We start from the raw sequence: 25,801 nt of genomic DNA, 5'->3' as shown, positions 1-25,801 counted from the left end.
GTCATGCACGCCTCCATGTGATGCTGGGATTGCTTCCGTCACAGTCGCCAAACTCCGAGACCGCCTCAAGTGGAAAAGCAAAGAGGACCGGGTCCTCGTCGGCCCTTATGTATATTTCCACTCCATTATACCAGATGTACACGTATTCAGAGGGGGCGTCGATATGCCCCCTGTGCACTGCAATATACCCTCTTTGCACCAAGCCGGCTACCATGCTGATATGGATAAACCTGCGGCCCGATTTCTTCGCCTCTTCCAGGCATTGGACTGCGTGATCATATTCTCTCTTTTTCTTTGGTTCAGTCGGTATTATTTCCTCCAGTCTCATTGTTTCGCCTCCCCTTTGAGCAGTTCCATATGATGTACCGCCAGCCCCAGGGTGATGAGTGCCGCTAAGCACAGCCATGGGATGCCACCATTTGTGGGGTCAAAATAGGATGTGAGCCCGGCAGCAGCCGTGTAAACTATCCCAAAGAAGCCACAATACACTCCAAATTCAGGGTTTGGTTCCCATAGCCGTCTTATTGCTTTTTTTATCAATTCTTCACCTTCTGTAATTTATTCTGCGTTCGTTTAGAATTCGTTTTAGCCCTTCCATTTTCTGGGGGGTTCATAGTTGCCCTGCCATTGCTTTCGATTACCTCTGCCTGTGGCAGTTCTGGTCTCATGATATCCATAAGATGGGATTGTCTTTCCAGAATCAGATGAAGAAGTGCACCTATTTCTCCGCCTTCCTTGAGCCTGAGTGGACTTGGTTCGTCGGGAAAATGGAAATATCTCCACTCCTTCCTGTGGAACCTGACAACATAGAAGATCTCAAGCCATGGAAACCTCTCCTTCTTTTCATTCAGGGCATTCCACTGCCTTTCACTCCTTGACATTAGTTGGCCGGCTTTATGTGCTTGCTTGAAGCTGAACGACCCTGACTTTGTATCCTTTATCTCAATGATCACATTCGGTGGAACCACTATGTCACCTGGACTTGACGGGGATCCATGCTCTGCCTCTATTCCATTCTGGAGAAGCATCTTTAGCAGGATACCTTCTGCAGCTGATCCCTTTGGGGTCATTTCTGTTCCTCCCGCTCCTTCATCAGCCCATCTATGAATTCCTTAACTTCTCCAAGGCACGCTGAATCAAAGACAGTATCATCAATGGGATAGAAGCCGTAACGCCTCCAGGCCCCATGCCATGATATCCTTCCCAGTGCTTCGCCATTGAAAGATGATCTTACGAGATAGACCGCTGTTTTTGGCTTTCGCTCAATCAGATCAAACTTAAGATATCCATTCATTTCTGTTCCTCCTCGTCCATTGCATCCAGTTCGAAGGCACGAGGAAGATGCTCCCTGCATACCACTATATGGAGGCCATGCCACCTCGTGAAGCTGTATTCAGCTTTCCTTGTGCATCCGTCGATCTCGCATATCTGCTGCAATGCTAAGGCTGCACGAAGCCAGTTCTTCAGGCGTTTAGTGTTCATTCTGATGCCTCCAGAGTTGAACGGACGGAAATGTTTGATACCACAAATTTGTACAGTAGATCTTCAATCTCCAAGGAGGCCGTGATCAGATCACCATCCGGATAAAACTCTAAATAGATGGGATACAGGCTGCCTTCATCAGTGCCGAGGATATCGGCCAGCGTCTTTGTCTTCAGGAACTCACGTATCTCCTTTACATGATGCCTGGTAAAATGAAACAATGTCATATTGAGCATTGGTATCAGACGCGTATCAACAACTGGACTGTCTATTTCCTCTCCACATAACTTGCAATTCACTTTTTCCTCTATTTCTCTCTCGTTCTCCATTTACTCCTCACTCTCCTTACTGGCAATTGCCGGAAATTCCCTTATCCTCAGGTCCTCTGGGAAGTCCTCAAGTTCGCCACCGGGCCTTATGCCACCAAGCTGCTTCATCCATACGGCAACGCCCTGATCCTTTGCCTGCCTGACGATGTTGCGTGCCCATTCAATTTGCATGGGACGGTGATGAGGGCCTGACTCTCCCCCGATGATGATCCAGTCAACCTTATCGAAGCCATTGCTGAATTTTATAGGACCAATATCCCCAAGGAGAGGCTCAAAAGAAACGAAGAATTTGCCCGCATGTATTCCCTGAGTCCCAAGTTCAAGAAGCTCTGCAACCCTCTCAGCGTAATACAAACTCATTTCAACACTGACGCCAAGCCAGACATTGGGCGGGATCACGTAGACCTCATGGTCGCCACCATTGCCAAATTTAGGATGGGTACTCATACTGTAGAAGTATTCCGCAATCCTCTCTGGGCGCTTCGTAAGAATCTGGAAAATGACATCAGGGCGGCTCTCAATTGCTTTCATTACACCCCATATAAACGTATAAGGCACCCTCTCATGGAACAGATCCGACATAGAATTGACGAATACCTTGCTCCCTGATGGGATTCTCTTAACTTCTTTGAGCTTCTCAGGATGCAATGTAACATCGAATGGCCTGCCCCACCTGTGCGACCACGCCTCGGCATAGCAATTCTGGCAGCCCGGACTCACCTTTGAGCACCCGCTTACCGGGTTCCATGTCAGATCAGTCCAGCTTATCCCTGTCTTGTTCATTCCGGTTCCTCCTCATCATCAGAGAACCGCTCATTGTACTCATCATCTGTGAGTACCACAATGGGGAAAGTGGATGCGTCAGCCCCATTGGTCATGAGGTTCCAGAAAGAGCCCGGTTCATTGGCTGTGGGAAAGAAATCCAGAAATGTTTTCCCTTTTAGTTCCTCTCTGGCGCCCTCTTTCAGCCACTTGTCCGACAGGTAAATCTCTATCCTGCCATCATCTAATATCTCAATGTGCATACTCATCTCGCGGGGCCCTCTTACGGCAGGCAAACTTTCACCCCCCTGACTGACAGGATTCTTTTGAACTCAGGGCCATTGACTTTCCGGTAGTGGTCAGAGAAGTATGCTTCGGGATCCTCAACATCGCCGTATGTGACATGTATCCTCAGCATTGGCCTGTCGAATGACTCATAATGGACAGAATAGACATGCCTGCATTCAGAATTATCCGATGATGAGTGAATTACCGGCTCAAAGTATTCGTAACCATCACCTATGGTCTCAAGAAGCTTGGCATTGGGGAATTTTCCTGCCTTTATGTTATTCACTACATTCTCGTAGGTGTCGCCTGACTCAATGGCTATGGCAGCCAGCAGCGCAAACACCTCGTCATTGCTGTAACCATCCTCATCATTCCAGAGGTTCGCATCTGACAGCACACTTATGAACTTCTGGCAGTTTATGTGGTATCTCATAGCCTCGTATGGGGCATCATCGAACCATTCATCATACCCCGGCAGCCTGATATATTTGTCATATTTCTCACCTTTCTCTATGCGGGTTCCACAGAAATCGCACGGGTAAATTTTCTTTGCCACAGGCTGTGACCAAGGCTCCCTTTCGGGTTTCGGATGCTCCGCTGCATACTCACGCTTCAGGTCTCTGGCGTAATCTTTCAGCACCTGTGAATTGGGGCTGTAGTCAAATACCCTGAAAAACATCTCGCTGCACCCGTCAGAGCAGTACGTTCTCCTTCCCGGTGGCAGTGGCTTGCCACAGTTGGCACAGACATGCTTTTCCTTGGCCTCTTTCCTCAGCCTTTCAGATTCCGCTTTCAGTTCCTCTCTTCTTGCCTCAACCTTTTCTTTTATCTCCTTGTTCATTTCACCACTTCCATATCTTCTAATGTACGCTGGCCTGGTTCTTTCAGATGATACTCTGAGAGGATCTCAAAGAATTTTTGTGTTTCAGCCTGGAGAGGCAGAGATGGATCCTCCTTTGAGAAAGCAAGCAATAAAGCCTTTTCATATTTCAAGATGCGTTTGATCCAGTCCTGCTGCACAGACCCATTGAGCAGCACATCCTTTTCGATGACCGTTGTGTCCAAAACATTGGGATTTATAGCTTTCACGTCAAGCAGATAGGCATGGCAGATTACGTATTCAGGCCTGAATGGGTATGCCACACCTACTTTCCATACCTGAAATTTCTGCCATATCAGGCTGCGATAGTAGTCCTCTTTCTCCTTGTTCCACGTTCTAATCGTGGTAAACACCGGGTCACGTAGCTTATCCCAGGCATATGAGAACTTGATTTCGTTCATTTCAGGGCCTCCTGTTTCAGGGATCCAAGCCATTCCTTCAGCTGATGCAGCCTCTTCCCTATGGGCCCATGGGCTACCTGCAGGTGGAAATTTTCATCGAGGAAACCCATGAGTTCTTCTGAAACTGCAAGGTTGTATGGAAATCCCAGGCTGATGAATATCCTCCTGAAGTTTTCCCCGGAGACAATATTCATTATGCCTGCAGAGACTTCTTTCCTCATACCGGCGGCCCGGGACACTGTCATTGCCTGGTCATAATATGATATGATGTCTGTGGACCTGAGAAGGCCATACTTTGCGGATATTATCAGGATTTCAAGGTTCTCAGCGGAATTTTTCCTTATTATCCTGTAGGCCTGGCCATCGTACAGTTCTATGGCCGGAACATTGTCCAGGTGCTTCTTGGTCTTTGAGCAGCTCATTATCAGAAGGGAGCTCATGGCTTTACCTCCAGCTTCCTCTGAAGGTACACTTTCCTGTCAAGGCTATATGCCTCGTCCTGGTCCTTAAATCCTGTCCTGACGTCATCCATAAACTCAAGGATGAATTCCTCAACTGCAGCAGCGCATATATCGTCTATCCTCCATGATTTCGTTCCTTCCGGGGTCTCCACTGTGACCTTTGAAGTTACTGGGACAGGTTCCCAGGGAGGCGGAAAATGCAGGAGGTTGTGGCACATCTCGCATTTCCTGCTCATCTTACCATCCCTCCAAGGATTCCGATGACCTGCTGCAGAGAGGAGGCCAGCTGAGAGATCTGGTCCTGGGTGGTGGCAAATAGCTTGGACTGCTCCAGGATAATTGGGGCTGACTCCCTGATCGCCTTAAGGGCCTGCGTGAGGTCTGCTGCTGCAAGGACCTCAGTGTTCCTGGTGAGCATTTCCATATCTTCGGATGCTGTGTCCCTGTGGACCGTTTCCAGCTCGGGAAATCCCTTAGACTGGTCCACTATTATCCTTGGCTTTCCGTCCTGTGCATCTATCCTCATTGTTTTGGCCTTCTCCGCTATGGGATGATGCTCATAAGCGAATTCACGTGATATTATTTTGCCGGATAGAACGCCTCTGTCCAGACGTTTTAACCTGAATGAACTGTGGATCCTCCTGATTTTCGATTCCACCTGTTCAGCGAATGGGATTATCTCGGACATTATGTCTGATTCCTGGGCCTCTATGTTATCGGAGGCCTTCAGGTAGCGCTGGACCCCGGTTATTATCAGCGATTTCGTGCTGATGATTGCCGTAAAGTCCTCAAACTGGATGATGTTCTTGGACCAGTGCTCGAGCGGTATGATCTTGCTTGGGAAGTCCTGGAACTTTATCACCGATGGGTCCTTTATGGGACTCACCAGGTCGAACTTGATCTGGAGGCGATGAAGGCGGATCTTCATGTCACTCTCACGGGGTGTTGCATTAATGGACCCCCCCGTGAGGTTTTCCCTCAGGGGGTGTTGCATTAATTCCATGCCCATTGGCAGAATTGAATAGAGAACCTGATTAGAGCGAAGCTGCTTTACAATATATCCCCTTTTCGCCATCTGGGCTATATCTCTCATAATGGTAGATGGATTAAGGTCAAGCGAGGCCGCTATTTTTCTGATTGACTGACCCTGTGAGAGCCCCTCGATAATGGCCTCATGCCTCGCGGATGGTGTGAAGGGCCTCATGGCGTCCACCTCACAGGTGTTGCATTAATGGTGTTGCATTTATTCTCACGGGGTGTTGCATTAATGGGCGATAAAAAAAATGAGCCGGAACCGTGCTCGACCAATTCCGCTGTTGGTGTTGCATTAATTCCGACCCGTGAGCTCAGGGGGTGTTGCATTAATTCCCGGAAACTCATGACGATACCTCCTGGAAGAAAAAGTCCTCTACATCCGAGCTTGAAGAGGGAGGATCCAGCCTGTTGTCCCTCCAGAACTTCAGCAGCTCCTCTGCCCTTGCCTCGCCGTACTTCCGTGAAAGCTCACCGAATACTGAGTCTGCCTGCAACTGCATACGGTTCCCTCCATATTCGGAGCATATGCATCGCTACCCGTTCGGGGCGCTTATAAAATTCCATAGGCTCATATACAAGCATTACCGTTTTAAGGGCTTGCTTAAATATTCACGAATGAAAGTTTGGAATATATTAATAAATGAATAATATTATTGATGCTTTTGTCGCGTAAGCCTGCATTGATTAGCCAGTGGAGATTAGATGAATGGGTCCCCAGAAAGAGTTCCATGCATAAAAACGTTCAATAATGATAAGAAATTCAAGTTTGCATGAGACAGGTTGTCAGGGGAAAATATATTTTCGACGGGGAAAAACTGTTGCAGGACAATGAAATTGTTGTTGAAAACGGTATAATAGTGGAGACTGGGACAAGCCTGAGAGGAGACAAGCTCGTTGATCTGGGCGATTCTTTCATAATGCCCGGCATGACAGACGCCCACATCCACCTGAGCGGTGCCGAATCAGGAAATCTTGTAATGGAGTACTTCACGGTGGATGGAAGAGACAGGCTTCTTCGAACTGTACCATGGCTTGCAAAACTTCTCAAATCCGGCTTCACATCTGTGCGAGACTGTGGCGAAGGCAATTCAATATATCTGAGGAATGCGGTAAATAGGGGGATAATTACTGGCCCGGACATATCTGCAGCCGGAACTCCTCTGAGTCAGACATTCGGCCATGGGGAATTCTCCCACGTTACACCGGTTGATCTGAGTGAACAGATGGGGCTAGCTGAAATATGCGACGGCGTGGATGAGTGCATAAAGTCCACTAGAAACGTCCTCAGAACTGGATCTGACTTCATCAAGATATTTTCCACAGGTGGAGTACTGTCTCAGAGGGATAGGCCGGATCATGAGCAGTTCACTGTCGAGGAGATAAGGAGTATTGTCAGGGAAGCTGAAAAGGCTGGAACTTATGTGGCTGCCCACGCACACGGCGACAGAGGCGCAAGAAATGCAGTTGAGGGAGGAGTAAGGACACTGGAGCATGGAACTCTTGTTGGAAGTGACACTCTGAAGCTCATGGCCAGGAAGGGAGTGTCCATGACACCAACTCTTGCAATACAGGAACTTATCGTGAGGCATGGAAGGGAACTTGGAATCAATGAATGGGGCATGGAGAAGATAAAGGAAGTCAGGGAGGGGATTGCAAAGGTTGTCCCGGAAGCAATGAGACTTGGAGTCAACATTCTCTGCGGCACGGATCTTGGGTTTATCACAGGTAAGGAAATAGATATTGGCAAGAACTGGATGGAAATGATTCTGATGACCGAGATATGTGGCCTGACAAATGAAGAGGCCCTCAGGACTTCAACAGGAAACGTCAGCAGAATAGGGCTTAAACAGGGGAGAATAATGAAAGGATTCCCTGCCAATATTGTGTCCATTGATGGGAATCCAGTTGAAGACATCAAAGATCTCAGCAGAGTGAAACATGTTTTCCACAGGGGGGTTGAGATAAATTGAGAGATATGAATGACGAGATGAAATCCCAACTTGAAAAATATTCAGAGTTCCTCAGGATGCCATCCATATCGGCACAACATAGCCATATAAGGGAGACAGCAGAATTCCTGTCAGATCTGCTTGATGACAACGGAATAGGCTCTGAGATAATGGAAACAGATGGACATCCAGTTGTATTTGGAAACTATGATGCGGGAAAGAAGAAAACTCTTCTTGTCTACAACCACTATGATGTGCAGCCTGTGGATCCCGTGGATGAGTGGACAGTTGACCCATTTTCAGCAGAATTGAGGGGAGATCGAATATACGCCAGGGGATCATCCGACAACAAGGGCACGCTTATGGCAAGGATTTTCGGTATTCTCAAGGCTATCAGGGAGAACAAACTCAATGTGAACCTGAAGTTCCTGTATGAGGGGGAAGAAGAGATTGGGAGCCCCTCACTGGAAAAGTTCGTGGAGAAGCATCGAGAAATTCTGAAGAGTGATTATGTAATAATGGAGGGCAGCACTGTAGGCATTGACGGAAGGCCGGTCATTTCCCTTGGCGTAAAGGGGCTCGTTTATGCAGAACTGAGGGAAACGATTGCCTCCTCAGACATGCATTCATCCAATGCAGCCATAGTTCCAAACGCTGCATGGAATATTGTGCTGGCACTGGCAGAACTATATGACGGCAAGAAAGTCAGAATCCCAGATTTTTATGAAAAAGTCAAACCACTCTCTCAGAAGGAGAAGACCATACTCTCCAGGTATCCCTTCGATGTCAGGGAATACATGGAATCATTCGGACTTAAATATCTGAAATATGAAAACAGGCAGGATATTGTAGAGGCTCTCTTTGGAAATCCAACCTTCAACATAGACGGCATATTATCCGGGTACACCCAGGAGGGAAGCAAAACGGTCACGCCAAGGAAAGCCATGGTCAAGGTTGATTTCAGGCTGGTTCCAGATCAGAATCCCCATGAGATTTTCGGGCTCCTGGAGAGGTCATTGAGGGATACTGGATTCGAAGGAGAAATTGTCCCCATGGGTCTTGAATATCCTGTGAGAACCTCTCCGGACTCTGGTCTTGCCAGAGCCATGATTGAGTCTGCCAGAAAGGTTTACGGAAAAGATCCCATTGTGATGGTCAACAGCCCAGGGACGCAACCCATGGCACTTTTTACAAGGAATCTTGGGATTAAGGAGGCCGTGAGTGCCATAGGCGTCGGAGATCAACGCTCCGGGGCACACGCACCGAATGAAAGTGTGGACGTAGATAATTTTTTCAGGGCCATAGAACATACCTGCGCCTTCCTGGAGGAACTGACCTGAAATATTCTTGTAACTTCAGGTCCGGATAGCAGTAGTGCAGGAGTTGCTATACCAGATTCCTTGAGGGTTTAGGTCCTATGTCGCTTCTGTTGCAAAAACCTTAATAATATGCATGAATCCCACAGAGAATGACAGTGTCAAGCAATAACAACACGGAGACCTCAGGTCTGAGAAAAAATGCTCTTTCCATCAGGGACGTTGTATTTCAGGGTGTTGCTGCATCAGCTCCTGCAGGTGCAGCAGTGGCCACCATGACAGGTGCGGCAGCTTTTGCCCTGGGCTCTCTTCCCCTTACGGCAATCGTGGCATTGATCATAGTGGGCTTAAATGTGTACATAATCAATAGGATATCCACACATGTTGCGGGAGCTGGAGGATATTATGATTACGTCAAACTTGGATTCGGCAAGCACATTAGTGCTTATACCGGATGGTCTTACCAGTTTTATCAGGTAACCTCGCTTGCATTCATAGGGCTGAGTATATCAGTATTCGTTCCCGCATTGCTCTCGAACGTTTTTGGAATCAATTTGCCCTCATATCTCTGGCTGCCGCTTCTGGCAGGAACAGTGGCCTTTGGGTATATACTTTCAGTACTGGGTGTTAAGGGATCTCTCAAATATGCCTCTGTGATGGCAAGTCTTGAGATTGCCGTAGTCGTATTCATAGGTCTCTGGCTCATAATCACAAGGCCGTCTATCAACACAGTGTCTGTCTTCAGTCCGTCACATGCATCCGGAGGAATTTCTGGAGTACTTCTGGGAGTGTTGTTTATGTACACCGCATTTTCAGGTTTTGGAACTTCAACACCTCTAGGAGAGGAGACCACAGATGCAAGGAAAACAATTGCAAAAGGTATAGTGCTCACCATAGTGATACTTGGTGTCTTTTTCGTTTTTGCCTCGTACGCCTTCACGGTCGCCTGGGGAATAAATAATATGGGCGCATATGCCAGTGCACTGGTACCTGGTATATCACTTTCATACTCTGATATTGGCGTATGGGCGGCCATACTGATTACCGTATTCTACATCAACAGTATACTAACAGACATGGTAACCTACACCAACAGTTCTTCAAGGGTTCTCTACGCCATGGCAAAAGATGGCCTCTTTCCAAGGAGCATATCAAGCGTGCACAAGACTCACCTAACACCCCATGTAGCTTCCGGAGTTATGGCTCTAGCAAGTTTTGCAATCGCTGCTATATCGACTGTTACAATGGGTGGGTTCAATGCATTTCTCTTCACTGGAGTTGCCGGAACACTTGGATCTATACTGGTGCACATTATGGCAAACGCATCTCTTCCAAAGATACTTAAGGACAAGAAACTCAAGGTCGGCTATCTCAACATGATCGTTACTGTAGTTGCTATAGGTTTTCTCGGGTTCATTTTCTATGGGTCATTCATATCCATAAGTAGTCCTGTGCTGATAGCCGCATACTCATTTGTTATATGGATGGTAATTGGTTTGATCTATATTGAATACAAAAATAGAAACAAGGGCGAGGCAGAACCATCAGTTGCAACTTCTGTAGTTGAAGATTGATATAATCCATAGAGTTATATTTTAATCTAAAATTATTTTATAAGATTTCTATTTGCAACTCTTTCGCCAACTTTAATAAACATCCAATTAAGGGTTACGAAGTTCAGCAATATTGAATGTAGACACAGCCATGCTGCTTTTTTCATCACACTAAACTGTTCTTGAGCGAAAAACTCACTTCATTTTCAAATATGCTTCTGAAGTGCAACCTGAAAATATTACTTCATCTATTCTGAAATCCGCGAGAATTATATTCTTGTCTCATCAGGCAAGTGTGTTGCACAATTCAATAGGCATGTGTCATCTCTCTTAGAACGTTGTAATACTGCACCTTCAGTGCAATCTCCTGAACTATGTAATCAGGCCTGTTGGCCTTGATTACCTCACCCATTGTCCTCTTGAGTCCTGAGAAATATATCTCAACATGCCATCGTTTTCCATAATCAACGGATTCCTTCCATTCTTTTTCCGATGTACTCCGGATCTGTCTGACTATTTTCGCCCTGGCAGATGATCCCCTGCTTCTTGTGGATGCATTCTTCCTTGGCGGTATTACTGTATTCTCCCCGAATGAGTTGTATATTGACTTTGAATCATAACCCTTGTCTGCAAATATCCTTCTGATTCTGTCCCTTACAGACCTCAGCAGTTCCTTTCCCGCCTTTGCATCATGCACATGTTCATCAGTGATGGTAAATGACATCATTGACACATCATTTATGGATATGACTGCATGAAGCTTTGACCATCCTCTCCTTGCTTTCTTCCATTTTGATCCAAGATAATCACCCCTGATGGTGATCTTGAAGCCTGTGGAATCTATTGCACAGTCCACAGGCTTTCCCTGAGAATCGGGAATTGCAGGCACAATCTTTCTGATTCTTCGGAATATGCTTGTGTAGCATACTGTTGCAATGCCTGTGATCCTTGCAAATATCCTGGCAATTCCCTCCAGTGACCTGAAGGGAATGCTGTACATTGCCCTGAGTTTTGCAAGGAATGTTATGAATGCATTTGGCGTCCTGTAGGGATGGCCTCTCTTTCCCCTGTTGTTATCTGCAAGGAGCAGCTTCCAGTCCATGAGGAATGACGGATCAAGGAGATCCTCAATCCTGTCCACCAGGGACCTGTTGTACCTGTCATACCTTCTGTCCGAACCGATCCAATACCTTCTTTTGCTTCTATTGCCTGTGGTCGTGATTGGCTTTGGTGTCATACAAACCAATCACTCCCCTGTATTTCATTATACAGGGGAATTATGCAACACACTTTCATCAGGCATAAATGGCATAAATTTCATTTTACATTACTCTTACACCTGATTATGGAATACTGGAAAGCATTCTAACCGACAGAATAAAGCAGATTTTAACAGGCTTCAGCAGATGGCGTTAGAAAGCCAGTGCAATAATTGTTGAAGAATGCTATGTTAAATAAGATTCAACATTTCCCTGCGCGATAGAAGTCAGAATATTGCAATTTCCCTTCCACTGGGAGTCCAGCTTCTGCCCACTCCTTAATGCCGCCCTCATAGGCGCTGGCATCAATTCCGTGTTCTCTCAATATTGCGGCAGCTGTGAGAGAGGCTCCACAGGAACTGCTGGCGCAGTATGTGACCACGGGTCTCTCTTTATCCAGCATCTCCCAGCCTCTTTCTTCAAGAATGTCAAATGGGATCCAAACACTTCCGGCAATTCTAAGATTCTCGTAAGCTTCTCTACCAAGAACATTGACCACAGTAACGCTGTGCTCCTCCATCAGCCTCAGCAAATCCACCATGCCGATTTTCGGAACACTATTGGCCATGGAAAAAATATTGCATTTTCCCTTATTTTCTTTTCTGTCCTAAAAAACCTTGAAATGATATGATAAAATTCAGGATGATTGTATTGATCAGAAATGGAGGGACAAAATTTCAGCCGGGATTTTTTGCCCTTGTAATGTCCTTGGGCATTCTTTCCATGTCCTCCTTACTGAATGGATTTGATCTTGTATCAGACATTTTATTTTATGCAGGTGTCATGGCCTTTATTGCGGAAGCCACGTTATTGCTGATATGGATAGTTGAAGGTGGAAGCAGAAAAACCTGTGGCACATATGAATGCAGATACGGGGCATTCACAATATCTTCTGGCCTGAGCGTATTGCTTACAAGGCTGTCCATGGATGTCATAGAAGTTTCTCCATTGGCTCTGGCAACTGATTTTGCACTTCTCGTTTTTATCGTTGCAGTTATCAGGCCAGGTTTGCTTGGAAAGATCAGGAATTCCAGCAGGAAGGTGGATTCCGGGCTTTCAAATTATTCCATAGCTATTCTTGCATACTCCATTGCATTGCTGCATTCATTCCCTGATGGCACCAATTATTCAGATTTGATTGCGTTCGGGGCCGTACTGGCAGCCATCCTTTCGATGCTGGTGTTCTTCCGGTTTCAGAGATACCTATTAAGAACCTACTTATCAGAGCACATTAAAGGGATTGTGGCTGATGGGAGCATATTCATAAACATGGGATTCCCCGCTCTAAGTTCCATATTTATTTTTCAATCTATGCAGTCTCTGCAAGGTTTCCTAAGTAATGTATCTGTGTCATTTCTTCTCCTGCTAGCTCTTGGACTCTGGATATATTCCACAGTATGGTATCCATTCGCAATGAGACTTTATCTGCTTGCAAACAGAACCCATGATTTCAAAGTTTCAAAATTTGCCATAATTTTCCCCACAGGCGTATACTCCACCGCAACTTACCTTATTTCCAGGGCATATTTTCACGGACTTCAAATTCTTTCAATAATAATCCTCATTTCTGGCATTGCCGTCCTTCTGGTGATTCTGGGTGAGCTGGTATCTCCACATTTCGTAAATCATAAAAAATTGGCAGAACCATGATTTATATTGAGCGGTAAATTATACCCTATAATGGCGAGGTCCTTAAGAGGAGAAATCACGCAAATGGTAGTTGCTGTCGCATTGGCAATTGCCGTTGTATACATTCTTGAATTCATCCTTTTGCTGGCGTCGCATTACTATCCTGCTCTGAAGTTATACGAAGTTTACATAAAGGATACCATAGGTGGAATAATCACCATTGGAATCTCCATAACTCTCGTGAGAATTGTCAGGCATATTATAGAAACCATCTCCGAGAGAAACGCAGGACAGAGGAATCTTAGGGGAATATTCATCATTCTCAGGGTTGTCATCTATGCAGTTGCAATATTCTGGTTCCTGTCATATATCGGCGTCAATATCGAAGGTGCCCTGGTGGGCGGAGCAATCGGTGGGGTCGTAATAGGCTTCGCACTTCAGTCAGTGGTCTCAAACCTTTTCTCAGGATTGATGGTCAGCGGAGGAGGGCTCCTCACGCCAGGGGAACCCGTTTCCATATATTCATGGCTCTTTGGGCCCGTTCTGACGGGAACCGTGGAAGACGTAAAGACTCTTTATACCAAGCTGAGGACTCAATCCGGCCAAATATATCTGATGCCCAACACCGCTCTGCTGGGGAGTTCGCTTTTCACGCCATTGCGGGACGGAACAGATTTGAAGTACTCATTCAATGTAACTGTGCAGGCAGATGTTCCAGTTGATGACATTATGAAATGTGCTAAGGAGAATTTAGAAACAGGCCGTTCAGAAAACAGCATAGTCTCAGCTGATCTGTTTCTGAGTTCAAAGAATGGAACCACGAATACCATTCTGGCAATTGCAAAATTCAATAAGATAGACGATCTGAATCCGGTTGTTGACCACATCAACAGAGTTACGGACGGATGCTACTGGAGCATAAAGAACAGGAAAACCTGATGATTGTTAAACAACAGTCAGGTAAATTATTAAAGTCATGGCTGGATGACAGTTCATGATATTGAATGATCTTATAGACAGAAAGATTGAGGTGATGATACTTAACCAGGCCCAGGAGAATCTTTCTCCCCGACTCAGGTTTGACGGCATACTTAAGGGCGTTGACCAGGGAACATATATAATTGAAAGAACATCTGACGGAAAAAGTGAGCTGGTGGTTCTTCCCATTGGGCTCTGCCGCATAAATACAATGCAGTGACTGATCAGTTCACGGATTTCAAGGGTTCCACCAGTTTCATAATCCTGAGGAACATCTCGCCTCTTTTCAGATCGGCATCAAGTACATTGAACTTTGCAACGGCCATGAGTATATATGTATTCAGCGTCGTTTCATCAACAGTTATTGATAGGTATCCCATGTAGTCCTCTATAGCCTCGATTTCTTTCCTGATGAGCGGTTCGATCCTGTCAAATTCTATGAACTTTGGAATCTCATACCTCGCTTTGACCATGATGCCTGGCTTTCGTATGATTATGGCTCCCTGCACAAGTATTCCGTTGGGAATTTTCACCCTGTCGCCGCTTGCGAGATCAAGTATCGTGTAATTTATAGTTATGTCAACAACCTTTCCCGTGTAAGCGGTCGCTTCGATCCTGTCGACGGAGAAGTATTTGGGGAAGAGGGTTGGGAAAGCCCCTCCATACTGCCACATGTTCATTGTCACAAGATCACCTATGTTGAATGGCCGTACAACAACAAACAGAATTCCTGCAAACTGATTGGCTAGAACGGTGCTTGCTGCTAGACCCAGAACAACTGAGATAAGGGAACCCCCAAGTATGAGTGAGGAAACGTCGATACCCAGGGATGAGAGGACCACTATACCTAGAATGAAATATGACAGCAGGGAAACCAAAAACATGATTGGATGGACTTTCCTTACATCCATATATTTCCGGAGATACCTGTTCAGGAATCCCAGAATTATTCTTATGATCACATATACGATAATGCCGATGAAGATGGCATTGACGTATACCGTGAACTTGAGAGGTATGATATGAAACACTGTTGTTACCAGATAGATAAGGAACAGAACAGCAGCCATCACAAACATCAGTCCAACAATTTTCAGTGCGAGGTTGTTCTTCCCATTTCCTGCCATTATGCCTTAACATTACTTTCTCATTGTAAATACTTTTTATCCTGAAATTGTCCGGAGCATGAGACAACTGCACAGCCTCCGGAAGAGGGAGGCGCTGTTATGAGAACTTAGTCTGAAAAGTGTTGATGGACACCGGCGAAACTGACCCAGGAGTCCATATAAATAGTATCTGAATTTTTTTTGCATAGCCTTACTTACACAATATGTTCCAGGCATTCCCTTATAATACGACTGACAGATCGGAAATGTATTCAGACATTTTTCCCTTATTCACAAATTTCCTGAAAACTTATGTCTGATGTTTAAATGATGGGTTATGCGATACACGCAAATTGGCGGAATGGAAGTTTCACAGCTTGCACTTGGCACATGGCATCTTCCACCAGGCAGCATCAGGGACAGAGATGGAATCCTCAATGTGGACGTTGAAGCATCGAATAAGATTTTCAAAAGAGCAGTGGATCTCGGGATAAATTTTTTTGATACGGCCAATACATACCACGGAACCATAAGTGAAACGCACCTTCATCCCGAACATTCTGGCAATGCTGAATCGATTCTTGGAGATTTTATTTCAGGACAGGAAAGGGAATCAATTGTGGTCGCCACAAAAGTTCGTGCTGAGGTTGCAAGATTCCCCAATGGAGGAGGATTATCTCGGAAGCACATTGCATGGCAGATCAGGGAAAGTCTGAAGCGCCTAAAAACCGACCATGTCGATCTATACCAGATTCACTGGGAGGACAGGAAAACAGATCCGGAGGAAACAATGGATATATTGAATGATATTGTACACAGAGGTCTTGCACATTACATAGGGACAAGCAATCATCCTCCGGAAGTCACTGAAAAAATGCTGAGCATCTCCAGAACAAAGGGATGGGAGAAGTTTGCATCAATGCAGGAGTCATACAATCTACTTGACAGGTCATTCGAGCAAACCAAAGCAGACATAGCGTCAAGGAACAAACTCACTCTTCTTGCATATGTGCCACTGGCTGAAGGTCTTCTCACAGGGAAGTACAAGAATGGAATTCCATCTGGAACAAGGGGGAGCTATACTGATGGATTCAAAGCAAGGCTGGCTGAAACAGGAGAGAAAATTGGCAATTTTGTTCAAGTGGCGCAAGAAATGGATGTTGAACCTGCACAGTTGGCAATTGCCTGGATACTTAAAATGCAGGAGTATTTGGGGATAAGGATTGTCCCGATCTTGGGGGCAACCAGCGTTAAACATCTTGAATCAAATGTGGAGGCGCTTGATATCAATGTTTCCGATGAGACCATGAAGAGGCTGAACAGTATCTGACGCGCTACGATGGAATTTTATCTCACGACTTTGGAAATATATTTTGGTGGATTACCAAGGATAACAATCTAACCAAAGTATGCATTATTTCTTCGGTTATTGATTGCCTATCCTAGGCCGGCACAGTTAAGGATGAAGGTGGTGATCTTTCCACAGTGCGTCGCTGCTGAGGGGGAGAAAGAGTTTACTATTCTATTTACTGTTGAGTTTACAGCCTGGGAAGGGGGCAAAATTAGATGCTGATTGTGAATCTGTCCTATGAAGTTGCAACGACGCGTAAATAATAATAGCAAAGGTACAATCAGAGGCAGCAATACTGCCTGTGAAGGTATTTAGGTACCAGTGCGCAGAAGCAGGCAGATAATGCCCTGTGCCCGAGTGGGGTAATTTGGATATCCTGGAGGCCTGCGGAGCCTCAGATTCGGGTTCGAATCCCGGCTCGGGCGTTTATACAGAAACCGGAATCCTAGGAATAAAAACTGCAATTGGATTAAGCTGAAACTCTTAAAGATTTCACTTAAATGTCGCAAGCGTAAGAAATCAAGCAATCCCTGGATCGGGGTATATTCTATATACATCCTTAATAATATTAACACAAATCGGGTCTCTTATATAACGCACAGCAGATCGGATTAAACCAATAATGAAAAAAACAGTAAATCGGGGTGAAAACATACCTTCAGGAATAACTTTCAAGCAGTGGCAGCAGCAGTTTCTCAGGGGAGGCACCATTGGGATATACCTATCGCTCATTTCGTTTGCAATTCTTGCAGTAATGGTTCTCTACAGCAGATTCTCTCTTTTCAATTTCCTTGTCAATGAAGTTGCACTCCTGACCAGCTTTGGAGTTCTCGTGGATCTAGTCTCACATCTGTTCAACAACAGGTACAGACCCGACATAACACTCGACGAGTGGTTCATTCGTTTCAAGGGAGGAAGGACCCACGATGCATATGGCATAATCATACAGTTCGGATGCTCATTCTTTGATTTCAGATTGATAGCACTTCTTCCATTGTTGTGGATCGCACTGGCTGGTACTATGTTCCTGATTGTTCGGGCAAGATTCTACCACTGAACATGGTTTTTTTATCCCTTGCACAGAAACTTTCGAAGTTCCATGAATGCATAATTCAGGTTTTGGAGTAAAGAATCGGGAAGTTTTCACAGGTCTTTAAATCTGATAGACGGGAAGAACGCATCATTTGAGTCCCCAAAAATCCAGCTTTGTGGAAATTTATTTCCAGTACTTCTAAAGTAAATTGCCAGTTCCCCTTCATTGCTCCGGTCAGGGAGATGTCCGGGATGACTGCCAGATAAATTGGCCCAGCATTGATTTCAAATCTGCTTTTCCCTGAATAATTCAGGGCATTCATTAATTCAGTATTATTCTGGCATCAACCGCGATACAGCCATCCTCATAGACTGTGAGGGGATTGACATCAATTTCCTTTATCTGGGGGTGATTGTAAGCAAGTAGCCCTATTTTCTGAATTGTGTCTATAACTGAATCCATGTCAAGATCCTTTCTGCCTCTGGTACCCTTGAAAAGCCTCCCCGCAAGTGTCTCGGAGATCATCTGCCTGGCATTGAAACTGTCCACGGGTGCAACCCTGAAAGTAACATCTCCAATGGCCTCAACATTTGTTCCACCCATTCCGAACATAACAGATGGACCGAAGGAAGGATCAACTGCAGTGCCCACAATGGTTTCAAGCCCCGGTCTGAGCATTTCTTCCACCACAACTCCATCTATTTTTGCATCCGGTGCTTTCTGCGACACAGTTTTTATCATCTGGTGATAAGAATCCATGAGGGCATCCATGTTCTTTATGTTCAGTATTACACCTCCCACATCGAATTTGTGCGATATGTCTTTGCTCTGTATCTTGAGAACTACTGGAAACTGGAAGTTTCTGGCCACGTTCTTAAGTTCTTCCTCATTTGTGGCAAGTTCGCTTGAATTCACATGTATTCCATAGAGACTGAATATTTTCTTGGACTCGATTTCGGAAACAAGCCTGTTGCCACTGCTGACCTTTTCCCGAAGAATTGCGTCCACATCGTCGCGTCTTATTCCTTTGACATCAGTTGCAGCCTTCCTGTTCTGATTCAGGACCTCATGCTTTCTGAGGGTTGACATTGCCATGACAGCTTTCTCCGGTGAGGTATACGAGGGGATTTCATTCTTCTGGAGCCATTCAATTGCACGTTCAGTTGCCTCTCCTCCTACCATTCCCACACAGACCGGTTTGTCCACTCCGGACTCAATTTTTCCCTTCAGTATTGACTTTGCCGCAACCTGGGGATCAAGGTTTGAAACCTCGCAGTAAAGGACCACCACCCCGTCCACTCCTGGATCCTGGAGTGCATTGGTGATGACATCCTGATACGTGTTCCCTGTTGCCATTGCGCTCATGTCTATTGGGTTTTTAGTGCTGGCAAAGGATGGCATGAAGGCAGCCAGTTTGTGACGGAGCTCATCAGACGGGGTATCAATTGGGATGCCATACATCTCGCTGGCGTCAGTTGCCAGTACTCCAATACCTCCACCATTTGTTATTATCAGAAGGTTGGGTCCCTTCATGGTTGGCTGGAGGGAAAGCGCCAGAGACATGTCAAAGAGATCGTCGATAGTGTCTGCCCTCAGGATGCCAGCCTGCTTCATAGCACCGTCATATATTTTGTCAGATCCAGCCAGGGAACCTGTGTGTGAACTTGCTGCGACTGATCCATGCTTTGATTTTCCAGCCTTGAGCATAACGATGGGCTTGTTGGAATTTCTTCCCACATCAAGAAATCTCCTTCCATTCTTGATTCCTTCTACGTAAAGTGTAATACAGGATGTATCCTCATCATTCACCAGGTAAGTCAGGATATCTGAAAAATCAAGGTCTGCCATATTTCCTATGCTTACGAGATAGCTCATGCCAATCCTGTCAACCCATGTCTTGGCATCCAGAGCTATTATCATGGCTCCGCTCTGAGAAACCATTCCGATCTTGCCTGCGTACGGAAGAAACGGAGCAAATGAAGCATTCATCCTCATGGGGTTGCTCAGCAGACCAACAACATTTGGCCCAAGCATTCTAACATTGTATTTCTTTGCAGAATCCAGAAGCCTGGCCTCAAGATCGCTGTTCCCAACCTCGGAAAAGCCGGATGCAACAACTATTATGCTCCCCACGCCAGCTTTCCCGCATTCTTCAGCGACCTGTGGAGTTATTGCTGCAGGAACTGAAAGCAGGGCAAGATCTATTTTCTCTCCTATTGCGGCAACATCTGGATATACCCGGAATCCCAGGATTTCTTTTGCTTTTGGATTAACCGGGAATATTTTCCCCTTGTATCCTCCATCCTTAAGGTTTAGAACAATCTGGTATCCGATCTTATCAGGGTCAGAAGACGCGCCAATAACTGCTATGGACGCCGGTTTGAATAGCTTCTGGATATCTCCATTACCAACGGTATTTCCTTCTGTTGCCATTTTAATCATCTATTGTTTATGAAATGCCCTAATGTGTTATTAACCCAGCGTTAAGAGCAGAACAACAGAAAATCCTGCTGGAATTTTGTGGCAATTTTCCTTCAATGTGGGTAAATCCCGGTAAAATATACAAGTTCAAATGCAGGCATTCCTTCTCACTGAGGTTCCATATTCATTCAATAATATACTGGACATAGATACATATTATAATCAGCAGGGAATGTTGAACAGCTGGTAATCTTGAAGGAAAGCGAAATGATCAAGGTGTGCCCGAAATGCGGCTCAATTCACATAAACTGGATCGCTGGAGGTGTTGCAGGGGCCGTTTATAAGTGCGATGACTGTGAATACGTGGGCGCTTTTATCCTGGAAGTAAGGGCAAGCGAGCTTGGAAGATTCCAGGAGGAAATGAGGAAAACAGGCACAGAGTGAAACAGCGCAGTTTCTCTTCCGTCCTTTTTTTGTTAAGACATAGTTTACTTTAAATTGAGGTAGTAACTTCATGGTTCAGCAGAGGCACCCATATGGGCGAATAATATAAGATCTGGATAATGATATATAGCAAATCATGATCGAGAGTGTGGCAATTACATGAATTCTACAGATCCTGACATCAGGGGAGAGGTGGACGAAAGCCGTGGATTACTGAAGAAGATACAGCTTGTAATACCCGGATTCAAAGGCTACAGGCAGCTCGATGACATCCGAGTGGCGGATGCACTGCTGAGAAAGCAGGTTTCCTACCTGCTGCAGCTATCAGAAAGCAGGCTTCAGGATGCCAGGTCCGCAGTGGTTTCTTCGGGAAACTTCCAGATGCTGACCACGATCGCATCTGTGCTGTCTCAGCTACAGCAGTTTGAGGGGGAACTCCTCCATTCCGAGCAGGTTTATTCCGGAATATCACCTGCCATCAGGATCAACGCGGCAAGGTTGAATTCACTTTATGAATATGATTATGCATTCCTTCAGGGAGCTTCTGCCACTGCTCAGCTGTGTGATCTTTCAAAACTGCTGGAAAGCCCAGAAGAGGAAACTCTTGCCAGGAGAATCTCGGATATTAAGGATAACATTCAGAAAATGAAATATTCGTGGGAGCAAAGGGTCATAACTGTTGAGAGCATAAAACAGGTGCCAGGAGGCTCAGTCTGATGTTTGGAAAAAAATCTAGCAAGATACCATATTCAGGTGGCAGTGTTGCCGGTTCAATTACAATAGCCTGGGAAACGCAGTTCAAGGAAGGAAACGTAATGTGGAAGGTTCCCAGACTCATCCGGCTTAATGATAATATTGTGGTAAGGGAAGACGAAACTGCAGTATTTTTCAGGGACGGCAAAGTTCTCACCTACTTTGACCAGCCAAACAGGTATGCCCTGACGGATTTCAACGCACCTGTTGTGGGAGAACTTCTTAAGTTTTTTTCGGGTGTTCAGCAGCAGGCTGAAGTTTATTACATACAGAGAAGGTTCCTTGACGGGAAATTTGGCAGCCCGGAACCATACCAGTTTACAGACCCCACATTCGGGGTTGTCAACCTTAAAGTTTACGGCGAATACAGGTGGAAGATATCCAGCCCTGAAAACTTCATCAACCAGTTCGTGGGTACATTCAATGTTGAGACATCCGATGATGTGGAAGCAAGGATGCGGGAACAGATTGTAATCCTTGTATATACTGCCTTAGGCCAGATGAAGGAGAAAGGTCTCAAGGTTACAGACATACCCGCAAACCTCACAACAATTGAACAGATAATACTGGCAATGGCTCCTGATCATTTCAGGCAATACGGTGTTGAGATCAACAAGATTCAGGGCCTTAATATATCACTCCCAGACGAGGTGCAGAAGGCTATTGATACGAGGTCCGACATGTCAGTCCTGGGGGTGAATTATATCCAGTACCAGGCAGGACAGGCCATGGTTGATGCGGCAAAAAATCCAACAGGCGTTGCAGGAGCTGGAGCTGGCCTTGGAGTTGGTCTGGGAGCCGGCGCTGGGATGGGCTACGGGATGTCGGGGCAGCTGATGGGTGCAAGCCAGACTCAACCCACAAGGACGTGTCCCAAATGCGGATCACTGGTGCCCGCCAACGTGAGTTTCTGCCCGAACTGCGGCAGTCCTATGGGAAATCAAACAAATACGTGTCCCAAATGTGGTGCGGCAGTTCCCGCCGGGTCAAAATTCTGCCCGAATTGCGGTTTTAACATGTCAACCCCGGCAACCAGGAAATGTCCTTCCTGTGGTGCGGAAGTATCATCTACTGCAAAGTTTTGTCCAAATTGCGGTAAACAACTTTAGGTGATGAGATGTATTGCATCAAATGCGGTTCGGAAATACCAGACGATGCTGTATACTGCCCGAAATGTGGGTTCAAGCAGGATCAGGGAAAAACAGGACAGGATTCCAGCCATCCAGCTCAGGCTACCGGTGAAAAGATCATAGCGGCATCCGATGTTACGGAACTCAAGTGTCCGGGATGCGGAGCGCCAATAAAGCCTCAGATAGGCGAGATGATAATTACATGCGAGTATTGCGGAGCGAGCATATCCCTTGCCAATGAAGGGTGGAAGAGCATTGAATCCAACACCATGCTGCCTCTAAAAATCCAGACAACTGACGAAGTCACCGGGATCATCAAAAGACTGATGGACAGGGGGTTGTTAAGAAGGCACATGGAAGAGAAATCCACCAGTGAAGGCATTTTCTTAAGCATTGTCCCGTACTGGATTGTCCCGGCCTCAGCCCGATCCCGTTATACCGCTGTCGATACCGGTGAGGAGATTGGAAAAGTTGCCGGAACTGCTGTTCTCGCGGGTCTCCTGGGAAGCGCCATGGGTGGACGTGGGCGAATAGGAATGGGAGGAGGAATGATGGGGGGTATGCTAATGGGCGGCATGATGATGGGTGGTATGGGTGGTGGCTCAGGCTCAGTGCGGTCATACACTCTGGACCAGAACTACAATTACCCGGTGGTAGCAGTTAAAGGGCTTACGGAATACCAGCCAAGGAACTACACTTTTGATCTCCCCGACAGGGTCATATTCGACGCATCGAAAGTTCCCAAGGGGACCAAGGTTTTGAATGGAGATATTGGGGAGGATTCTGCAAAGAATGAAGCCAAAACCAACGTGGATCAGATGCAGTCAGCAATGGTACACCAGAAGCACCATGGTGTCAGGAGCCTTGTAACAGAAATCGATACGTCTGACCCGGAACTCCTTCACGTGCCTGTATGGTTCGCAAAATTTGACAGTAAGGGCAAGAAGATCGCACTTGTTATAGACGGGCATTCAGGAAACCTGATCAACAGCATCGGCCTGGATTAGGCCTTGCCTGCAGGTTTCCACCATTCCAAACCCTAGAACTGTTTCAGCTTCGAAGGAGTATCAGGGTAGCCACTCCCAGAGATGCATCATTCCATTATGAAGGGCTTTCTGAATTCTTGTTCATGATAGCGTTCGGTTTCCGCGGGACTTTATCTCCCTGATCACCGTTGGAATGTCAATCTTCATTGGACACACTTCGGAGCATCCACCGGAATGCATGCAGAATGAAGCAGGCCATGGATCGTTGTTTGTGATGTAATTCCACATTACTCCAGTGGGTCCCCCGTAGGGAGATTTTGTGGATATCCATTCCTTTCCAATGGCTCTGTATACCGGGCATGCCAGGTAGCATCTCCCGCATTTGATACAGAGCAGTGCTTCCTTGATCTTTTCATCCCTGCTGGCATTCAGCCTCCCGTTGTCAATGAGCACAAGGTGAAAATCCTTGGGGCCAGTGGCTGGAGATACACGTTTCAACTCAATATCGCCCGTGGAGCTGGGACCGGAAGTGATATTGATGTATGTTGGCGGAAATAACCCGGCATAAGCTGACTGCACATAGATCTCATTCAGTGCGTCTGGAAGAGTTGGAACGATCTTGTCAATGCCAGTAACAGAAATGTGGGTCTGGGGAAGTACTGAATCGATCCTTATGTTTCCCTCGTTTTCAACAAGCGCTATGGAACCCGAATCTGCTGCTACAGCGTTTGCTCCTGTTATTCCAACGTCGGCTTTTATGTATTTATCCATGAGAAATTTCCTAACTGCAGCCACAATATCTTCAATCTTCGAATCTTTTGTGATGTTTTTGTCAATCCTGGAAACCAGGGTAGCAGCATCCTCTCTTGTAAGATCAATTGCAGGTGCAACGATATGTGCAGGCCATCCGTTCTGCAACTGAACAAGATATTCTCCCAGATCAGTCTCCCATGCATCATTTCCAGTTTCCTGAAGGAATTCTCTGAGCCCTATCTCATAGGCAACGTTTGACTTTGAGAACACGACAGTTTTCTTTGTACTGACAATTTTGCCTATTATTTTGCGGGCTTCATCTGCATCCCTGGCCAGATATGCATGACCGCCAAGTTTCTCCACATTTTTCATGGTTTCCTGAATGTACCTGGGGAGATCCTCGAGGACCTGAAGCTTCTTTTTCCTGAGATCTTCAGCTATGGCTGGAATATACGGATAATTCTTCAGTACATGTTCAACTTCCCTGTTGTTCCCTTTTATCACCAGGTCTGCCACATCTGTCCAGTTCATGCCATCACCTCAGCTATGTCTTTCACATTTCCGAATTCAGACAGGTTTTCATAACATAGTGGGCAGACTACCAGGATGGTGTCTGAAACGGTGTTGAGCTGCTTTACCCTCAGACTTGCAACCTTACTGCTTATTTCTGCATTGACTGGGCCGATGGGTCCGCCACAGCAGAAGGAGGTTGACTTCCCCGTAACATCAGGATCTTCAAGGAGTTCAATTCCGGCGTTCTTTGCTACCAGCCGCACATCGTCATACATGCCCAGAAATCTGGAATACAGACAGGAATCATGAAGAACGAACTTTCCAGACCCATTTGTGCCGCTGATGGCATTGAGGTAAGGCGTGGATTTAATGTCAAATCCTATCATTTTCTTGAGATTTGTCAGGCTGTTGGTTGTATGCGGGTCAACGGTGTATATATTCTTAACACCCCTTGACTTGAAGAGGGAAAGTAGTTTTCTTCCGTACTCCATGAACTCATCAACAAATCCCAGTTCAAGCAGCAGAGAACCGCTGTAAGGCTCATCCTCGTAAAGGTATCCACACTTTATGCCTGACTTGAGCAGCATTGAGTAGATATTTTTCAGTATTCTGGTTGATCTTTCAGCCTCTGATTTATCTGTTTTGATTAACCGTGATCCAACTGAGGCTATCATTTTGGACCCTCCAAGTTTTGTGAACAGGGGAATGTATTTCTCATAATTTTTAAACATGCTCCCCATCTGATACATATGTGATGTGAAAATTATGGTGTCAGTATTACGTGGGACGTCAGCCTCAACAGCCCATCTGCTGCTTGCTTTCATATCAACAGGGAAAGGAAGGTACGTTTCCATAAGGTTCCCGTATACAAGCTTCCGGACAGCAGGAAGCTCTTTCATAACAGCCTTTTCATCCATTATACCACCCTGAAGAAATAATCTGAATGGTTATTAAAATTGACCCATGGGTTGCCGTAGATTTATTTCATA

The 25,801-nt window shown here is 45.9% G+C and carries 33 protein-coding genes and 1 tRNA gene; 13 read left to right on the top strand and 21 right to left on the bottom strand.

The features are described 5' to 3' along the window. Position 1: 1 nt before the first annotated feature. The 14 genes from RE469_00605 to RE469_00540 all read right to left on the bottom strand — a co-directional run bounded on the left by RE469_00605 (position 2) and on the right by RE469_00540 (position 6,138). Entirely contained in the window at positions 2-328 is a 327-nt protein-coding gene (locus RE469_00605; protein WMT44718.1) for a hypothetical protein, read from the bottom strand. Next, positions 325-540, bottom strand: a complete 216-nt coding sequence (locus RE469_00600; GenBank protein WMT44717.1) for a hypothetical protein — start codon at positions 538-540, stop codon at positions 325-327. Before RE469_00600 ends, RE469_00605 begins: the two co-directional genes overlap by 4 nt. After that, positions 537-1,070: a hypothetical protein gene (locus RE469_00595; GenBank protein WMT44716.1), complete on the bottom strand. Its 534-nt coding sequence runs from the start codon at positions 1,068-1,070 to the stop codon at positions 537-539. Before RE469_00595 ends, RE469_00600 begins: the two co-directional genes overlap by 4 nt. Beyond that, positions 1,067-1,294 carry a hypothetical protein gene (locus RE469_00590; GenBank protein WMT44715.1) on the bottom strand — a complete coding sequence of 76 codons (228 nt, stop codon included), beginning with the start codon at positions 1,292-1,294 and terminating at the stop codon, positions 1,067-1,069. The genes RE469_00595 and RE469_00590 overlap by 4 nt, the downstream gene beginning before the upstream one ends. Next, entirely contained in the window at positions 1,291-1,482 is a 192-nt protein-coding gene (locus RE469_00585; protein WMT44714.1) for a hypothetical protein, read from the bottom strand. Before RE469_00585 ends, RE469_00590 begins: the two co-directional genes overlap by 4 nt. Continuing rightward, a complete protein-coding gene (locus tag RE469_00580) occupies positions 1,479-1,811 on the bottom strand; it encodes a hypothetical protein (GenBank protein ID WMT44713.1) in 333 nt (110 codons plus the stop codon). Before RE469_00580 ends, RE469_00585 begins: the two co-directional genes overlap by 4 nt. Then, on the bottom strand, positions 1,812-2,594 hold the full coding sequence (locus RE469_00575) for a DUF5131 family protein (protein WMT44712.1): 783 nt from the start codon (positions 2,592-2,594) through the stop codon (positions 1,812-1,814). After that, a complete protein-coding gene (locus tag RE469_00570; protein WMT44711.1) occupies positions 2,591-2,869 on the bottom strand; it encodes a hypothetical protein in 279 nt (92 codons plus the stop codon). The genes RE469_00575 and RE469_00570 overlap by 4 nt, the downstream gene beginning before the upstream one ends. Then, entirely contained in the window at positions 2,857-3,702 is an 846-nt protein-coding gene (locus RE469_00565; GenBank protein ID WMT44710.1) for a hypothetical protein, read from the bottom strand. Before RE469_00565 ends, RE469_00570 begins: the two co-directional genes overlap by 13 nt. Next, a complete protein-coding gene (locus RE469_00560; protein ID WMT44709.1) occupies positions 3,699-4,142 on the bottom strand; it encodes a hypothetical protein in 444 nt (147 codons plus the stop codon). The genes RE469_00565 and RE469_00560 overlap by 4 nt, the downstream gene beginning before the upstream one ends. Further along, entirely contained in the window at positions 4,139-4,582 is a 444-nt protein-coding gene (locus tag RE469_00555) for a hypothetical protein (GenBank protein ID WMT44708.1), read from the bottom strand. The genes RE469_00560 and RE469_00555 overlap by 4 nt, the downstream gene beginning before the upstream one ends. After that, positions 4,579-4,839, bottom strand: coding sequence for a hypothetical protein (locus RE469_00550; GenBank protein ID WMT44707.1), 261 nt, complete (start codon positions 4,837-4,839; stop codon positions 4,579-4,581). The genes RE469_00555 and RE469_00550 overlap by 4 nt, the downstream gene beginning before the upstream one ends. Beyond that, on the bottom strand, positions 4,836-5,807 hold the full coding sequence (locus tag RE469_00545; GenBank protein WMT44706.1) for a helix-turn-helix domain-containing protein: 972 nt from the start codon (positions 5,805-5,807) through the stop codon (positions 4,836-4,838). Before RE469_00545 ends, RE469_00550 begins: the two co-directional genes overlap by 4 nt. Before the next feature lie 172 nt (positions 5,808-5,979). After that, positions 5,980-6,138, bottom strand: a complete 159-nt coding sequence (locus RE469_00540) for a hypothetical protein (GenBank protein WMT44705.1) — start codon at positions 6,136-6,138, stop codon at positions 5,980-5,982. Between the two features lie 270 nt (positions 6,139-6,408). Between RE469_00540 and RE469_00535 the strand changes: the two genes are divergently transcribed. The 3 genes from RE469_00535 (at position 6,409) to RE469_00525 (ending at position 10,477) form a co-directional block, all read left to right on the top strand. Next, a complete protein-coding gene (locus RE469_00535; GenBank protein WMT44704.1) occupies positions 6,409-7,608 on the top strand; it encodes an amidohydrolase family protein in 1,200 nt (399 codons plus the stop codon). 5 nt (positions 7,609-7,613) lie between these two features. Next, positions 7,614-8,927: a M20/M25/M40 family metallo-hydrolase gene (locus RE469_00530; protein ID WMT45664.1), complete on the top strand. Its 1,314-nt coding sequence runs from the start codon at positions 7,614-7,616 to the stop codon at positions 8,925-8,927. A gap of 128 nt (positions 8,928-9,055) precedes the next feature. After that, entirely contained in the window at positions 9,056-10,477 is a 1,422-nt protein-coding gene (locus RE469_00525) for an APC family permease (protein ID WMT44703.1), read from the top strand. 286 nt (positions 10,478-10,763) lie between these two features. Here the strand turns inward: RE469_00525 and RE469_00520 are convergent, their stop codons facing one another. Beyond that, positions 10,764-11,693, bottom strand: coding sequence for an IS5 family transposase (locus RE469_00520; protein ID WMT44702.1), 930 nt, complete (start codon positions 11,691-11,693; stop codon positions 10,764-10,766). Positions 11,694-11,917: 224 nt separating this feature from the next. After that, positions 11,918-12,283, bottom strand: coding sequence for a rhodanese-like domain-containing protein (locus RE469_00515; protein WMT44701.1), 366 nt, complete (start codon positions 12,281-12,283; stop codon positions 11,918-11,920). Positions 12,284-12,366: 83 nt separating this feature from the next. Between RE469_00515 and RE469_00510 the strand changes: the two genes are divergently transcribed. The 3 genes from RE469_00510 (at position 12,367) to RE469_00500 (ending at position 14,542) form a co-directional block, all read left to right on the top strand. After that, entirely contained in the window at positions 12,367-13,365 is a 999-nt protein-coding gene (locus RE469_00510; protein ID WMT44700.1) for a hypothetical protein, read from the top strand. Between the two features lie 63 nt (positions 13,366-13,428). Further along, positions 13,429-14,283 carry a mechanosensitive ion channel family protein gene (locus tag RE469_00505; protein ID WMT44699.1) on the top strand — a complete coding sequence of 285 codons (855 nt, stop codon included), beginning with the start codon at positions 13,429-13,431 and terminating at the stop codon, positions 14,281-14,283. 55 nt (positions 14,284-14,338) lie between these two features. Then, entirely contained in the window at positions 14,339-14,542 is a 204-nt protein-coding gene (locus tag RE469_00500) for a hypothetical protein (protein ID WMT44698.1), read from the top strand. Positions 14,543-14,546: 4 nt separating this feature from the next. Here RE469_00500 and RE469_00495 read toward each other — a convergent pair whose 3' ends face one another. After that, positions 14,547-15,449 carry a mechanosensitive ion channel family protein gene (locus RE469_00495; protein ID WMT44697.1) on the bottom strand — a complete coding sequence of 301 codons (903 nt, stop codon included), beginning with the start codon at positions 15,447-15,449 and terminating at the stop codon, positions 14,547-14,549. Between the two features lie 316 nt (positions 15,450-15,765). On the opposite strand from RE469_00495, the gene RE469_00490 reads away from it, so the two are divergent. The 3 genes from RE469_00490 to RE469_00480 all read left to right on the top strand — a co-directional run bounded on the left by RE469_00490 (position 15,766) and on the right by RE469_00480 (position 17,836). Then, positions 15,766-16,758: an aldo/keto reductase gene (locus RE469_00490; protein WMT44696.1), complete on the top strand. Its 993-nt coding sequence runs from the start codon at positions 15,766-15,768 to the stop codon at positions 16,756-16,758. A gap of 372 nt (positions 16,759-17,130) precedes the next feature. Beyond that, positions 17,131-17,204, top strand: a tRNA-Arg gene (locus RE469_00485). A gap of 197 nt (positions 17,205-17,401) precedes the next feature. After that, on the top strand, positions 17,402-17,836 hold the full coding sequence (locus RE469_00480; GenBank protein WMT44695.1) for a hypothetical protein: 435 nt from the start codon (positions 17,402-17,404) through the stop codon (positions 17,834-17,836). Between the two features lie 55 nt (positions 17,837-17,891). On the opposite strand, the gene RE469_00475 is transcribed toward RE469_00480, so the two are convergent. Next, positions 17,892-18,134: a hypothetical protein gene (locus tag RE469_00475; GenBank protein ID WMT44694.1), complete on the bottom strand. Its 243-nt coding sequence runs from the start codon at positions 18,132-18,134 to the stop codon at positions 17,892-17,894. Next, positions 18,134-20,245, bottom strand: coding sequence for an acetate--CoA ligase family protein (locus RE469_00470; protein WMT44693.1), 2,112 nt, complete (start codon positions 20,243-20,245; stop codon positions 18,134-18,136). Before RE469_00470 ends, RE469_00475 begins: the two co-directional genes overlap by 1 nt. A 240-nt stretch (positions 20,246-20,485) precedes the next feature. On the opposite strand from RE469_00470, the gene RE469_00465 reads away from it, so the two are divergent. The 4 genes from RE469_00465 (at position 20,486) to RE469_00450 (ending at position 23,567) form a co-directional block, all read left to right on the top strand. Beyond that, the gene (locus RE469_00465; GenBank protein ID WMT44692.1) at positions 20,486-20,677 is read left to right on the top strand and encodes a hypothetical protein; all 192 of its coding nucleotides are present in this window, start codon (positions 20,486-20,488) and stop codon (positions 20,675-20,677) included. A 159-nt stretch (positions 20,678-20,836) separates the two neighbouring features. Next, entirely contained in the window at positions 20,837-21,394 is a 558-nt protein-coding gene (locus tag RE469_00460; GenBank protein ID WMT44691.1) for a hypothetical protein, read from the top strand. Further along, a complete protein-coding gene (locus tag RE469_00455) occupies positions 21,394-22,539 on the top strand; it encodes an SPFH domain-containing protein (protein ID WMT44690.1) in 1,146 nt (381 codons plus the stop codon). The genes RE469_00460 and RE469_00455 overlap by 1 nt, the downstream gene beginning before the upstream one ends. A gap of 8 nt (positions 22,540-22,547) precedes the next feature. Beyond that, positions 22,548-23,567 carry a zinc ribbon domain-containing protein gene (locus RE469_00450; GenBank protein WMT44689.1) on the top strand — a complete coding sequence of 340 codons (1,020 nt, stop codon included), beginning with the start codon at positions 22,548-22,550 and terminating at the stop codon, positions 23,565-23,567. A gap of 120 nt (positions 23,568-23,687) precedes the next feature. Here the strand turns inward: RE469_00450 and RE469_00445 are convergent, their stop codons facing one another. Together RE469_00445 and RE469_00440 are read right to left on the bottom strand one after the other, a co-directional pair. Next, complete coding sequence (locus RE469_00445; protein WMT44688.1) at positions 23,688-24,830, bottom strand: lactate utilization protein B; 1,143 nt, start codon at positions 24,828-24,830, stop codon at positions 23,688-23,690. Then, positions 24,827-25,729: a (Fe-S)-binding protein gene (locus tag RE469_00440; GenBank protein ID WMT44687.1), complete on the bottom strand. Its 903-nt coding sequence runs from the start codon at positions 25,727-25,729 to the stop codon at positions 24,827-24,829. Before RE469_00440 ends, RE469_00445 begins: the two co-directional genes overlap by 4 nt. Between the last annotated feature and the right edge of the window lie 72 nt (positions 25,730-25,801).

Source organism: Cuniculiplasma divulgatum, from assembly GCA_031200235.1.
Taxonomy (GTDB): domain Archaea; phylum Thermoplasmatota; class Thermoplasmata; order Thermoplasmatales; family Thermoplasmataceae; genus UBA509.
The sequence above is the reverse complement of the archived record's forward strand: the minus strand, read 5'-3'. Positions and strand labels throughout refer to the sequence as shown.